This is a genomic window from Pseudolactococcus piscium, from assembly GCF_002441695.1.
In the GTDB taxonomy this organism is placed as follows: Bacteria; Bacillota; Bacilli; order Lactobacillales; family Streptococcaceae; genus Pseudolactococcus; species Pseudolactococcus piscium.
Genome location: NZ_JXJW01000028.1, coordinates 1 through 13,016, shown reverse-complemented (window position 1 = coordinate 13,016; position 13,016 = coordinate 1). Strand labels below are relative to the sequence as shown.

Sequence of the window (13,016 nt, the reverse complement as noted above, 5' to 3'; positions counted from 1 at the left end):
TTTTTTTATCATAACCCACCTACCAAAATCCCTTCATGCTAAGCCTACCTATAAGATAGGCCCTTAATTTTAAATAGCCGTACAAAATGACTTGTAAGCTAAATGCTATCATACCTTTTTAGCTAAAATCCCAAAATTGCTAATCAACAATTTTATAAGGAAATCTATGCTGATTAGCAATTACACCCCATAAATTTTGCTGATTAGCAATTCGCATTAGAAACCGCTTTCAATTTGTTATAATAAAGCTATCAACTTAATATTGAAAGGAAGATAGCTTATGTTTGAGTTTTTACGTTCACTACTATTGCCTAGGCACTGACGGTACATCAGGTTAGGGTTAGGCAATTCAAGTTTTTTGCAAAAACATCTCAATTCGTTCAGCAAAAGCTGTAACACCAAATTTTTTTAAACTTTGAATATCGCGCTGTATCTCCTCGAAAAGGTCAGCGCTTTTTTCTCGTTTGTACCTCGAAAAAACATCAAAAATATAAATGATAATCCTACCTTCCATATCCCACGCATTAAATAGCTTGGATAATTCACGTTTAATGGTATCAGCACGTGCATAGTATTCATGGCTTATCAAGTGTACATATAAATTTATCAAAGCTTTTTTAACATCATCACCATGAGAGTTTAGTAGATCAGATAAGTCATTGCTCTCCAACATCTCTAGCCCCAGGTAGTAGGCAGATTTTATATCTAGTGCCGCTAAACAACTCGAAAAGACATCAATTTCAAAGAGCGTCCATTGTTGAATACTTGTCAGATAATCATAAACGAGTTGCCGATCTTGATCTGTAATTAAGTCTTCTTGTGATGAATCAAATATCGCAACCTTAGCCATGATATTAAAGAGCCTATCTATCGTTTTTTTGGCATCCGGTTTTAGCATTTGCTTCATTTTAACTATATCGTTTTCCATGGCAAAATTACTTATCTCTTGCATAAATACATGTAACCTACTTGGTTCATAGTTTGGCATCAAAGCAAAAAATTCAGTTGGTGTCATGTTCAGTCTCTGAATTGCCAACAATAAACACTCTGCTGAAAACATACTCTTTCCCTTTTCAAAGCGTGATAGTTGAGAACTATGGAGATAATCCGTCTCTATTTCAGCAATAGAATACCCACGTGCTTCACGTGTTTTCTTGTAGTAAGCACCAAGTGCCATTCCCTTGCACAAATTGTCTTGTCGTTCAGTCATTTTTCTCCAATCTCCATCATGAAAAAATAGGTGGCCTATTTTATAGCACAGACAGTCACTTTTTCACTTATCTTAACGACACCTAGCCAGAAATGCCACTGTGATAGCTCCTTTTTTCTAAGCTAGAAGGTAAACGCGTTACTCAAAAAAACTTATCTAGTAAAACTAGACAAGTTTCTATACCGAGATGACAGTCAAGAGACTCCCTTGTTTATAATTAAATTTTACGACTATATTACCTAAAAGTCAAGTTTAAAGGAGATGAATTCAGATAATTTTACATTATAAAAGCGCGTTTACTGGATGTTTGGCATCAAAAAACGTCATCATCCTATGTGATAACGTTATACTTGAAAGGTAAAACAAAATTAATCAGTACATGACAGATGACTAGGTTTATCAGGGAAAATTAATTCACTATTGAAGTCTGTAGTTTTAACATCATTTCCAACGATATTTATGCTAAAATCATCTGCCCATAAGAGGTTGGATGTGATAATCTGACTTCAAATTTTGCAGCATTATTTTTGATAAATTCTGTACTCCTCACCATATTTTTGCAACATGTCCTCTGAAAAATCAACTGGATTATCCAAAATCCACTTATCCGGAGCATTCTCATAGATAAATTCGCTAAATTTTTTCGACAATTTTTCATAATTACCACCATCAATACATATTAGAAATGAGTAACTTCCATTATTTTCCATCAATGCCAAATAAACAGCAGAAATTTCTTCACAATTTTTCGAAAATTCTTTTGCAATTTCAATCAAGCCAATTGGTTTATTTGATGGTTGACCAATTTTTATTGATGTATTTTTTTTATTATATATCGATTTGTAAAGGCATTTCTTGGATAATAAATTGGTTTTTCATCAAATATATCCAATACTGCAAATGCAATATCTGGGTGATCTTCAAAAATTGTCACAAGATAATCAAAATCAACTTCTGCAAAATACTCATTTTCTTCCCCCCTTGTTGAGATGATGCTAGAAAAAATTTGAATATATAATCTTTCTTGATTTTGAAAATCACCTTTAAATACAGCCAATCCCTTATTTTCGCTAATTTTCAAAATAATATTTTTATTTAGTTTTAGTTTTTTAAAAATATCGGCTATTATATCTTCATCTGAATGGTTAATTTTGTGTTTAACTTGTGCTTTTTTCTTGAATTTTTCAAATAATTTCACGTTTTTTTCCTTTTCGATAATGTCTTTTTTATTTCAGTTGCAATGTTTCTCTCTAAGACTATTCTAGTGTAAAAATGAACAAAAAGATAGTGAAGATAAAGGAAATGCAACTTTTTAAAGGCAAATAGGACTTACAATACAGGATTACCGTCTATGTAGTCGACTATCATCGACGTAATTAAGCTATCGTTATGTATGATGACCGAGACATTTATAAGTCTCATATCACAATTTATATATGTGCTCAATAATATAGCAAACTGATCTGTCAAATGCGAATAAGAAGAACTGTCGATTATTTTATTTAGTAGGAAATTTACCAAAGCTATATCAAAATCAAGTTAAAGTAAACTGTTATACTCTCTTTGATTGTGGTGAAAGAAAAACACTCAGTCTTCATAACGCCTTCTCTAGACGTTTACTCAAGTATTTTGGGAAACCAAAACAAGATAACCGGTCTATAAACGATAAAAAAATTTTATAAAAGACTTCTTACGACCTCAAATACGATTAAGGGGTTAAGCGGAAACAAAATAAACCGAAGAAATAGAACATTCTTCGGCTTTTCTGTATTGACTAAACTTTAGCTTTAATGAGTGTACCCAATAACATTTTCAATTACTTCATTTCTCTTTTCACTGGACAGGCACAATTACAGTCGTCACAGGCACCACGAGACTTGATATACTTATAAAAGGCGAAGCCAGCAATGGCGATTGCAAGACCAAATATCAGCCAAGTTTGGAGATTCATACGTTCACACTTTCTTTAAGAGAGACACCGACATAGGTTTGCTTCCTAAAGAGGAAGTAACAGCCGATAGCAAGCGCTATAACAGCAAGGACGGCACCAATACCGACTTGTCCAGTCGCAAACACACTGCCTAGTTGGAAGACGATAAAACTAAAAATATAAGCGATGCCACATTGGAAACCAACAGCGATACCAGTCCATTTGGCATTGCCCATCTCACGATAGATAGCACCAATCGCTGCAAAACATGGGGCACAAAGGAGGTTAAACAAGAGCAGCGTATAAGCTGACAACTGAGTAAAGTTACTTTGCATCGCTGTTTCTAGCGCAGTACCCGCCTTAGCATGGTAGAGGACACCCATCGTCGAAACGAGTGTTTCTTTAGCCAATAAACCAGTAAAGGTCGATACCGTCGCCTGCCAAGAGGTCCAGCCGAGTGGTTCAAATACGGGCATGATGACACGTCCGATGTCTGCTAGGATAGACTTGTCAGTCTCAACAATATGTAGATGGAAATCAAAAGTCTGTAAGAACCATAAGAGAATCGTTGTTGCTAAAATAATCGTTCCTGCGCGTTTGATAAAACTCAAGCCTTTATCAAAGGCATATTTGAGGACATTTGACCATTTTGGTAGGTGATAATTTGGTAACTCCATGATAAATGGTGTGACCGAACCGCCTAACATCTTCGTTTTTTTCAACATAATCCCACTGATGATAATCGTCAGGATGCCGACGAAGTAGGCACTTGGCGCAATTAGTGAATTATTTGGAAATAGTGCGCCTGCCACCAAGGCAATAACGGGTAGTTTAGCAGAACAGGGCATGAAAGTCGTCACCATGATCGTAATTCTACGGTCACGTTCATTTTCGATCGTCCGTGATGCCATAACGCCGGGAATCCCACAGCCTGTCGCGATCAACATCGGAATAAATGATTTACCTGATAAGCCAAATCGACGGAAAATACGGTCCATGACAAAGGCAACCCGACTCATATAACCTGAGTCTTCTAAAATCCCTAGACAAACAAAGAGGACAAAAATCTGTGGAATAAAACCGAGTACCGAGCCGACACCAGCAACAATCCCATCCAGGATTAAGCCTTGACCGATCGGTGCGATATGTAGAAAATCAAGCGCTTTTTGTGCGAAGTTGGGGACAAGTTCACCAAACAAAACATCGTTAACCCAGTTCGTTCCCCCGATGCCGACTGTCTGGATACTGATATAGTAGACAGCCCACATGACAAAGAGAAAAAAAGGTAAGCCAAAAATACGTGAGGTGACAAAACTGTCTATCTTATCTGAAATATTGAGCCGAACACCTTGTGTTTTGCTCTCAACCATGGCAACCATGGTCGTTAGATATTGGTAACGTTCGTTAACAACAATACTTTGGCGATCATCCAAGAAGATTTTCTCAGCGATGGTTACAATTTCACTCACTTCTGCTGCTTGTGTTGGTGTTAACTTAGCCAGTTCAATCATTTCCGCATCATTTTCAAATAATTTGATGAGGGTAAAGCGATTCTCTATCGTCGTAACCCCTGAAATCTCAGCTATCGTCGCTTCAAATCGTTCATCATAACTCAGCACAACATCTGGTGTGATGGCTTTCTTACTGGCCGCAATTAAGGCATCAAACCCCTTATTTTTAAGGGCTGAAATATTGACAACAGGTACACCTAAGGCATAAGATAGTTTTTCAGTATCGATGAAAATGTTATTTCTAACGAGTAAATCGGTCATATTTAAGGCCAGGACAACAGGTTTACCGATTTCAATCAACTGCGTTGTCAGATAGAGATTGCGCTCGATATTGGTCGCATCTACGATATTAATCACAACATCATAATCGTCAGATAAGAGATAATCACGTGTGACCTTTTCCTCAGGCGTGAAAGGGGATAGTGAGTAAATACCAGGTAAATCTTGAATGGCAATCGACTTATCTTTCGTATACTTACCTGACTTACGCTCTACTGTTACCCCTGGCCAGTTACCGACATATTGTGTTGACCCCGTCAAAATATTAAAGGTCGAGGTCTTACCCGAATTGGGATTACCGACCAAGGCAAATCGTTTATTGTCAGTCATGCTCTAGTACACTCACTTCTACTTTTTCTGCTTCACTTTTACGCAAGGTTAACTCATACCCTCTCACATGTAACTCCATCGGATCACCAAATGGCGCTACTTTTCTGACATAAATGCGCGTCCCACGCGTGACGCCCATATCTAGGAGACGACGTTTGACTGCATGATCTGATGCATCTGACAAATTATCTGTTGTTATGCCTAAAACTAAGGCAGTCTGACCAGGTTTTATCGTCGACAATTTGGCAAAGTGCTCATTTCCAATCATCTCTTTTGATAAATCAATATTAGCTAAAATGGTGTTGTCTAAGGCAATACGTGAATTATGAATCAGAATCACCCCATTACTTTTATCCCGATTCATCAAAGCTACTCGTGCATTTTTGACAAAGCCTAAGTTTTGCAAATGTTTTTTCGTATCCAGATCGCCATGTATTTGAGAGACAAAATAAGTTTGTTTTAATTGACAAGTATTTAATGTGATCATTTCTATTATATGAGATTAATCGCTGGTTTCGGACTAATACCCATTCCTTTCATATTTAAATGCATAACAAATGATAATAGAAAATTCAATCAACTTGTTTACAAATTTATTATAGCACAAAAAAGTAAAAGATGTTAGACAAATAAAGAAAAATATTTTAGTCACTTTTGGACAAAGCAGTTTGCCTATTTTTACAGACTTGATCTCCTCAAATTGATAGCTGGCAAGTAGTTAGCATGATAGGTTTGCTAGCGCTTTCTAACCTAAAACTTGACAAACAAAAAAAAGCGACTCAGATGAGTCAGCTTTTTTAAATTTTAAGTCTTATTTGTTTAATGCTTTTTTAGACGCTTCAGCTAATGCTGCGAAAGCTGCTGCATCAGTAACAGCAAGATCAGCTAAAATCTTACGGTTAACTTCAATCTCAGCTAATTTCAAACCGTGCATCATTTTAGAATATGACAAACCGTTGATACGCGCTGCTGCATTGATACGTGCAATCCATAATTTACGGAAGTCACGTTTCTTTTGACGACGGTCACGGAATGCATAGTTATATGAATTCATTACTTGTTCTTTGGCAGTACGGAACAAAGTATGTTTTGCGCCATAATAACCTTTCGCAAGTTTCAGTACACGTTTACGACGTTTGCGGCTTACAACGCCACCTTTAACACGAGCCATTTATAGTTCTCCTTATTTATATCTTAGTTTAATGTAGTCTATGCTTGATTTAGTGCTCTATTATTTAAGAGAGTAAACCATTTTACGGATACGTTTGTAGTCACCAGTTGATACCATACCAGCTTTACGAAGATGACGACGTTGTTTCTTAGTTTTCCCGTGGAAACGGTGGCTTGTATAGGCTTTAAAACGTTTAAGTCCTCCAGAACCAGTACGTTTAAAACGTTTTGCTGAAGCGCGGTGTGATTTTTGTTTTGGCATTTTCAAATCTCCTCTAATAGTTTAGTTAGTAATTATTTTTTCTTTTCGCCTGGTGCCAATTGCATAAACATTTGGCGGCCATCCATCTTAGCACGTTGTTCAACGTGGGCGATGTCCTGGGTTGCGATAACGAAATCATCCAAGACTTTTTGACCAACTTCTTTATGGGTAATCATCCGACCTTTAAAGCGGATAGATACTTTAACTTTGTTTCCTTTTTCAAGGAATTTACTTGCTTGACGCAATTTTGTATCAAAGTCATTTTGGTCAATAACTGGAGACAAACGAACTTCTTTGACTGTAACAACAGTCTGATTTTTCTTTTGTTCTTTCAGTTTTTTCTTTTGCTCAAATTTGAATTTTGTAAAATCCATGATTTTGGCAACAGGCGGTGTTGCTTGTGCTGAAATCAACACCAAGTCCATATCTAAATCCATGGCTTGATTAAGCGCATCACGCGTCAGTGTAATACCGAGTTGATCGCCATCTGCAGAGATGAGACGGACTTCGTTTGCACGAATCGCCTGATTCATTGTTACTCTTTCTCTTGCTATGATTGTTCTCCTTACTGTGAATGTTCTGCTGACTAACTGAGCCAGCTTCTTCATTGAAAAACAAAACGGACTTTCCGTAGAAAGCCCGCTATAAATGAACTCTGAAACCAGAGAATAAATTCATTTTGATGCCAAGTAGCTTACGCAATATTGGCGAGAAAGCGGGGGCTCTCTGCTTTTCAACTTCTCTAGTATATCAAGGTTTGATGATAATGTCAACATAAAATGATGATTAATCTGAATAAATGACTTTATTTGTTGTTAATCAATTACTTTGCTAGCATACTTGCAACATATCAAGCAACTTAATCGACAAAGCTAACGGTCTCCTCAACCACTACAGATGCGTCTAGGGTTTGGATGACGGGACAGTTTGGTGCGATAAGGCGTAGTGCACGACTGGCTTTTTTCTGATCTGCTGCTGCTACTTTCATCTCAAAATTGATCGTAATCTCACTGACAGGTTGTGCTTTTTTATCAGCATCTCGTTCATAGTTTACCGTCGCATCTACCAACTCAAAGGCAATCCCTGAATTCTCTAAAATATTTTTATAGACATAGATACTACATGCTGCGACTGATGCCACCAAAGCTTCTACTGGAGAATAGCCAATCGTTTGCTTTAAATGCCAGTTACCTGCTGGGTGTACTAATTCAACACCGTTCTCTCCTAATACTAACTTCATCGATAAGTCTCCATTCTAACTTGCAAGTTACCTAAAGGCACTTGGCAAAGCGTGTCATATGCGCTACCTTAGTTTTACCAAGTAATGGGGCGGCTTGTCAAGAAGAATGCTTAGAGATACCTGCCTTTATCTACCTTCCAGGTAAATCATCAGAATACTGATGTCAGCTGGATTGACCCCTGAGATACGACTGGCTTGACCAATCGTTTCCGGATTAATCTTCTTGAATTTTTGGCGGGCCTCAGTCGCAATACTATCCAAGGCATCCCAATCGATATTTTTAGGGATACGTTTCGCTTCTAATCGGTGCATTTTAGCGACTTGATCTTGTGCTTTTTTGATGTAACCTTCGTACTTAATTTCAGTTTCGATCAACTCGATAATTTTCGAGTCAAGGACTTCGGCTGATTGCCCAATAAAGTCATTAGCGATAGCATAAGTGATTTCTTGACGACGCATAAACTCAGCTGCAGTCAAGGCATCCGTAAGTGGTTTAAAGCCAAGTGCTTCTATCTTAGCATTTGTTTCAGCAATCGGCTTAAGTTTATTTTTCTTAAGGCGGAGCATCTCATTTTCATATTGGTATTTTTTGATATCAAATACTTGCCAGCGATGATCATCGACTAGGCCAACTTCGCGACCAAGCGGTGTTAATCTCATGTCAGCATTATCATGACGCAAAATCAACCGATATTCTGCACGGCTGGTTAACAAGCGGTAAGGTTCAATCGTTCCTTTAGTAACCAGGTCATCGATCATAACACCGATGTAGGCATCTGAGCGTTTGAGGATAAACTCAGGTTTGTCTTGTGCTTTGAGGGCTGCATTTATCCCTGCAATCAAGCCTTGACCTGCTGCTTCTTCATAGCCTGATGTACCATTGGTTTGTCCTGCCGTAAATAAGCCTGAAATCAGTTTTGTTTCAAGCGTCGGACGTAGTTGATGCGGTAGGACAACATCATATTCGATGGCATAGCCTGGACGCATCATCTCAGCATTTTCCAACCCTGGAATCGATTTGAGTATATCGAACTGAACATCTTCTGGCATAGAAGTTGATAAGCCTTGCACATAGACTTCTTCTGTATCCCGACCTTCAGGTTCTAAGAACAATTGGTGACGGGGTTTGTCAGCGAAGCGCACGATTTTATCTTCTATAGAAGGACAATAACGTGGCCCCACGCCTTTTACCATACCTGAGAACATCGGTGCACGGTGGAGATTATCATGAATGATGGCATGTGTGGCATTCTTAGTATAGGTTAACCAACACGGGATTTGGTCCGTCAGGTAGTCTGCATCTTTAGATAAAAAGCTAAAATGATTTGGCTTGTCATCACCAGGTTGAATTTCAGTCTTACTGTAGTCGATGGTACTCGACTTAACACGTGGTGGTGTACCTGTTTTAAAACGACCAATTTCAAAGCCTAAATCACGGAGATTATCTGCCAGACCAATAGATGCTAGTGAATTATTTGGCCCTGATGAATACTTCAATTCACCGATGATAATCTCACCACGAAGGGCAGTACCTGTCGTAATGACGACTGTCTTGGCCGAATAGATCGTACCTGTCGATGTTCTGATCCCTGTGATTTTATCAGCTTCAACGAGAATTTCATCTACAACAGCCTGACGTAAGGTCAGGTTCTCAGTTTCCTCGATCGTTTTCTTCATCTCACGCGCATATAAATCCTTGTCTGCTTGTGCACGAAGGGCACGAACAGCTGGCCCCTTACCCGTGTTGAGCATTTTCATCTGGATATAGGTCTTATCGATATTACGACCCATCTCACCACCAAGGGCATCGATTTCACGAACAACAATCCCCTTAGCTGATCCACCAACTGATGGATTACATGGCATAAAGGCCACCATATTTAAATTAATCGTAACCAGTAACGTCTTACTGCCCATACGCGCAGAAGCAAGCGCTGCTTCACTTCCTGCATGACCTGCACCAACCACGATGACATCAAAATTTTCTTGAATTTGCATTATTTCCTCTATTTCATTCCAAACAAAAAATCAAGCACGCGAAAAATAGTTGCCTATTTTTCTTGGTACTTGACTACCTTGAATTATTATAAATCTAGTTTAGCAAAAATATAGCTGTCGGTCAAGATTTTCTATCTGAAACATTGCCCTTACCACGGTACTCCAAAGCCATTCCCTTTAGTAGGTTACGCAAGATTTGATCCCCAACGGGTTTATAGTTTCTATGATCTTTATTTCGCAAGATAGCTGATAATTCACTGCTGGAAACTGTTTTGCCAGCCTGTGCTAAAAAGTCTTGTAGGTGATCCGTCGTATAAGTCATGGCAATCTTTAGTTTCTTGATGGTCACATTATTAATCAAAGCATCACTTGTCATGTCAAAAGTTGCTGGTAGTGCCTGCCCGTCCTTATCGACTTTGACACCACGCTGGCTAATGATGAAGCCATTTAAAAAGCGCTCTAGATCCTCACGCGATATCGCTTGATCTCGCTCAGTATCTAGGTCTTGTTTTTTCATGATCAGGCGCAGCTCGTCCAAGCTAAGCGTTAGCCCACCTAACTCAAAAATATGTAGCATATCGCTATCTTTGATGTCAAAAGTATAGCGTAACCGAATTAAAATATCATTATTATTCATACCTAATTATAGCACATTTTTAAATCCTATAATTTTACCTGCTCTAAACCACCTATAAGAAAAATTGAAAAAAAGACTGATAAGCAGGTTACAACAGACAAAAATTGTCTACTGTATTTTCATAGAAACAAGCACATCATGTCGTATGATGTTCAGTTTTCACTTTCTATCGGAAAATTAAAAAGGATCAGCATACCTGATACCTTTTATTTTGTGTTTCATTTATCATCAATATAATCTCTAGTCTTAACGACTACTTTTTTCTAAAATTCAGATCTGCTTTCGTCCAAATCGATTTTTAATTTTAAAATGATATGATTTACTCTATCTACCAATTCATCCAAATCATTTAAAGCAATATCTAAAATTTGTTTTTTGTCACGACTGCCATAATGATGATAAGCTTTATTTCTAAATTTACTGATACCACTCCAATAACTATCACTCATAAATTTTTGTTGTGTGTATTTAGAGAGTTTTTCAGAGTTCATTTGTTCGCCAATCTGACCAATATTCATGGCCAAACTGTCAATTACCATTTCATCTAATAAATCTAAGCCGTATCTGTTAACGTCAGCAAGTCGTTCTTTTACTTTAGCAACCCAATAGTTCATTTGCTGTAAATAATAAATATCTTCTTCGATATCAACTTTTCTCATGAAATCATTAGCTCCTCTCTCTCAAATCTTTGTTTAACTCTTTTACCAATCGGGCTATCCGCAGATAATATTTGCTCTAGATTAACTAGATCAACTGGTATTCCTAGACTATTTTCTAATTCAACTTCAAGTGCTATTGCTTTTATAAAATGATTACTTGAATATGCTAAATCAATATCGCTATTTTCATCAGCTTCACCACGAGCATATGAACCAAAGAGATAAACTTCTTTAATACCATATTTTTTTGCAATCGGTGTGACTTTTTCCTTAATTTCATCTATTGTTAATACTATCATTTGGTTTACCTCCTTAGTTCTTTCTTTATCTAATTATAACACATTTTTAAAGCCTATAATTTTATCTGCTCTAAACCACTTATAAGCAAAATTGAAAAAAAAGACTGATAAGCAGGTTACAACAGACAAAAATTGTCTGCTGTATTTTCATAGAAACAAGCATATCATGTCCTATGATGTTCAGTTTTCACTTTCTATCGGAAAATTTAAAAGGATCAGCATACCTGATACCTTATTTATTTGTGATCTATCTGTAAACAGATAAAGTTGATTTTTTTTCATTTACTTTGTAATTTACGACACAAAAAGAAAAGTACGAATTGTGGCTCATATCGTCGCCTACTACAATTTGTGAAGTTTCGAGAGGAGTTTTTAACATAAAGTCTATACTATAACCTGTAATTAAATACAAATGCCTTTTAGTCAGCAATGGGTCCCATCATTATTGTGATCTTTTTTCTTAGCAAGTTATGCTAACTAAAAAAAAGCGAAAGTGCTATAATTAAAGTGAAAGATAGGTTAGGAATCATACTATTTTTCAAACAATAAGAGGAGTAAAATATGCTGAAAGTTAAAAACTTAACAAAAAATTTTGCCAAGTTTACTGCTGTTTCAAATGAAAGTTTTGAAGTTGTTGCAGGTGAAGTTGTTGGTTTTGTTGGTCCTAATGGCTCTGGTAAGTCAACAACGATCGATATGATTTTAGGGATGACAAGTCCAAGTAGTGGTGAAATTTATATTGATGGTAAAAAATTAAGTCGTGACAATACTGCACAACTTCATCAACACCTTGCTTATCTGTCAACTGATATGAATCTTGATCGAAATCTGACTGGGTATCAAGCGTTAAAATATTTTGCAAATTTGCGTGGTAAGTGGGATCAAGAAGTAGAAAATAAAGTTAATGCACTTGCCAACAAGCTAGATGCAAATTTAAGTAAAAAAATTAAGGACCTTAGTCGTGGGAATCGACAAAAGATTGGCTTGATTGCAGCTGTCATGAATACCCCAAAGCTATTAGTTATGGATGAGCCGACTAGTGGTTTTGATCCCATTGTTCAGAATGCTTTTATCGATATTATTCGTGAACATCAAAAAAATGGTGGTGCAGTATTCATTTCATCTCATAATTTAAGTGAAGTGTCCGAAATTTGTGATCGCGTGATTTTTATTATTGGTGGTAAAATTGTTGCCAATGAACTGATGAGCAACTTACAAAAAATGGCCCCTAAAAGAGAAGTAATCGATCTAGATGCGGTATTTGAAGCATTAGTCCAAAAAAATAGCCATCACATAGGAAATAATAAAGGAGATTAGGATGCTCAGAAGTATATTTAGCAAGACGTTATTTGAACAACGCTTTTCACTATTAAGCTGGTTCCTTGGTATTTTTCTAATTGTTTTTAGTGTAGGCATGATGTTTCCATCAATCCACGACATGTTTGGTAGTCAGATGTCACAGATTCCCAAAGCATTCCAAGGGTGGTTTGG

The 13,016-nt window shown here is 37.1% G+C and carries 15 protein-coding genes; 1 reads left to right on the top strand and 14 read right to left on the bottom strand.

From position 1 onward, the window contains the following. Positions 1-349: 349 nt before the first annotated feature. From RU86_RS11005 to RU86_RS10940, 14 genes are all read right to left on the bottom strand, one after another. Positions 350-1,210, bottom strand: coding sequence for an Rgg family transcriptional regulator (locus tag RU86_RS11005; protein ID WP_096815347.1), 861 nt, complete (start codon positions 1,208-1,210; stop codon positions 350-352). 521 nt (positions 1,211-1,731) lie between these two features. Continuing rightward, positions 1,732-1,986: an enhanced serine sensitivity protein SseB C-terminal domain-containing protein gene (locus tag RU86_RS11000; RefSeq protein WP_245810519.1), complete on the bottom strand. Its 255-nt coding sequence runs from the start codon at positions 1,984-1,986 to the stop codon at positions 1,732-1,734. Positions 1,987-2,018: 32 nt separating this feature from the next. Further along, complete coding sequence (locus RU86_RS10995; protein WP_096815345.1) at positions 2,019-2,408, bottom strand: hypothetical protein; 390 nt, start codon at positions 2,406-2,408, stop codon at positions 2,019-2,021. Between the two features lie 618 nt (positions 2,409-3,026). Then, a complete protein-coding gene (locus tag RU86_RS10990) occupies positions 3,027-3,161 on the bottom strand; it encodes a FeoB-associated Cys-rich membrane protein (RefSeq protein ID WP_096815344.1) in 135 nt (44 codons plus the stop codon). Continuing rightward, on the bottom strand, positions 3,158-5,260 hold the full coding sequence (feoB, locus tag RU86_RS10985; protein WP_096815343.1) for a ferrous iron transport protein B: 2,103 nt from the start codon (positions 5,258-5,260) through the stop codon (positions 3,158-3,160). Before feoB ends, RU86_RS10990 begins: the two co-directional genes overlap by 4 nt. Beyond that, on the bottom strand, positions 5,253-5,747 hold the full coding sequence (locus RU86_RS10980) for a ferrous iron transport protein A (RefSeq protein ID WP_096815342.1): 495 nt from the start codon (positions 5,745-5,747) through the stop codon (positions 5,253-5,255). Before RU86_RS10980 ends, feoB begins: the two co-directional genes overlap by 8 nt. A 324-nt stretch (positions 5,748-6,071) precedes the next feature. Next, the gene (gene rplT / locus RU86_RS10975) at positions 6,072-6,431 is read right to left on the bottom strand and encodes a 50S ribosomal protein L20 (RefSeq protein ID WP_047915274.1); all 360 of its coding nucleotides are present in this window, start codon (positions 6,429-6,431) and stop codon (positions 6,072-6,074) included. A gap of 60 nt (positions 6,432-6,491) precedes the next feature. Next, the gene (gene rpmI, locus RU86_RS10970; RefSeq protein WP_003140675.1) at positions 6,492-6,692 is read right to left on the bottom strand and encodes a 50S ribosomal protein L35; all 201 of its coding nucleotides are present in this window, start codon (positions 6,690-6,692) and stop codon (positions 6,492-6,494) included. 32 nt (positions 6,693-6,724) lie between these two features. Further along, entirely contained in the window at positions 6,725-7,225 is a 501-nt protein-coding gene (gene infC, locus RU86_RS10965; RefSeq protein ID WP_047915273.1) for a translation initiation factor IF-3, read from the bottom strand. Positions 7,226-7,551: 326 nt separating this feature from the next. Beyond that, entirely contained in the window at positions 7,552-7,932 is a 381-nt protein-coding gene (locus RU86_RS10960) for an OsmC family protein (RefSeq protein WP_096815340.1), read from the bottom strand. A gap of 126 nt (positions 7,933-8,058) precedes the next feature. After that, entirely contained in the window at positions 8,059-9,930 is a 1,872-nt protein-coding gene (gene mnmG, locus RU86_RS10955) for a tRNA uridine-5-carboxymethylaminomethyl(34) synthesis enzyme MnmG (RefSeq protein WP_096815339.1), read from the bottom strand. 121 nt (positions 9,931-10,051) lie between these two features. Continuing rightward, positions 10,052-10,567 carry a YehS family protein gene (locus tag RU86_RS10950; RefSeq protein WP_096815338.1) on the bottom strand — a complete coding sequence of 172 codons (516 nt, stop codon included), beginning with the start codon at positions 10,565-10,567 and terminating at the stop codon, positions 10,052-10,054. A gap of 263 nt (positions 10,568-10,830) precedes the next feature. Continuing rightward, complete coding sequence (locus tag RU86_RS10945; protein ID WP_096815337.1) at positions 10,831-11,226, bottom strand: HepT-like ribonuclease domain-containing protein; 396 nt, start codon at positions 11,224-11,226, stop codon at positions 10,831-10,833. After that, complete coding sequence (locus RU86_RS10940; RefSeq protein ID WP_342743760.1) at positions 11,223-11,525, bottom strand: nucleotidyltransferase family protein; 303 nt, start codon at positions 11,523-11,525, stop codon at positions 11,223-11,225. The genes RU86_RS10945 and RU86_RS10940 overlap by 4 nt, the downstream gene beginning before the upstream one ends. Before the next feature lie 561 nt (positions 11,526-12,086). Here RU86_RS10940 and RU86_RS10935 point away from each other — a divergent pair. Then, complete coding sequence (locus RU86_RS10935; protein ID WP_096815336.1) at positions 12,087-12,842, top strand: ABC transporter ATP-binding protein; 756 nt, start codon at positions 12,087-12,089, stop codon at positions 12,840-12,842. Positions 12,843-13,016 lie beyond the last annotated feature (174 nt).

Bases quoted from the DNA above. Each gene is read 5' to 3' on its own strand.
- RU86_RS10960 (WP_096815340.1), bottom strand. From the start codon at position 7,932: ATGAAGTTAGTATTAGGAGAGAACGGTGTTGAATTAGTACACCCAGCA.
- RU86_RS10940 (WP_342743760.1), bottom strand. From the start codon at position 11,525: ATGATAGTATTAACAATAGATGAAATTAAGGAAAAAGTCACACCGATT.
- RU86_RS10990 (WP_096815344.1), bottom strand. From the start codon at position 3,161: ATGAATCTCCAAACTTGGCTGATATTTGGTCTTGCAATCGCCATTGCT.
- rpmI (WP_003140675.1), bottom strand. From the start codon at position 6,692: ATGCCAAAACAAAAATCACACCGCGCTTCAGCAAAACGTTTTAAACGT.
- rplT (WP_047915274.1), bottom strand. From the start codon at position 6,431: ATGGCTCGTGTTAAAGGTGGCGTTGTAAGCCGCAAACGTCGTAAACGT.
- RU86_RS10945 (WP_096815337.1), bottom strand. From the start codon at position 11,226: ATGAGAAAAGTTGATATCGAAGAAGATATTTATTATTTACAGCAAATG.
- feoB (WP_096815343.1), bottom strand. From the start codon at position 5,260: ATGACTGACAATAAACGATTTGCCTTGGTCGGTAATCCCAATTCGGGT.
- RU86_RS10935 (WP_096815336.1), top strand. From the start codon at position 12,087: ATGCTGAAAGTTAAAAACTTAACAAAAAATTTTGCCAAGTTTACTGCT.
- mnmG (WP_096815339.1), bottom strand. From the start codon at position 9,930: ATGCAAATTCAAGAAAATTTTGATGTCATCGTGGTTGGTGCAGGTCAT.
- RU86_RS10980 (WP_096815342.1), bottom strand. From the start codon at position 5,747: ATGATCACATTAAATACTTGTCAATTAAAACAAACTTATTTTGTCTCT.
- RU86_RS10950 (WP_096815338.1), bottom strand. From the start codon at position 10,567: ATGAATAATAATGATATTTTAATTCGGTTACGCTATACTTTTGACATC.
- infC (WP_047915273.1), bottom strand. From the start codon at position 7,225: ATGAATCAGGCGATTCGTGCAAACGAAGTCCGTCTCATCTCTGCAGAT.
- RU86_RS11005 (WP_096815347.1), bottom strand. From the start codon at position 1,210: ATGACTGAACGACAAGACAATTTGTGCAAGGGAATGGCACTTGGTGCT.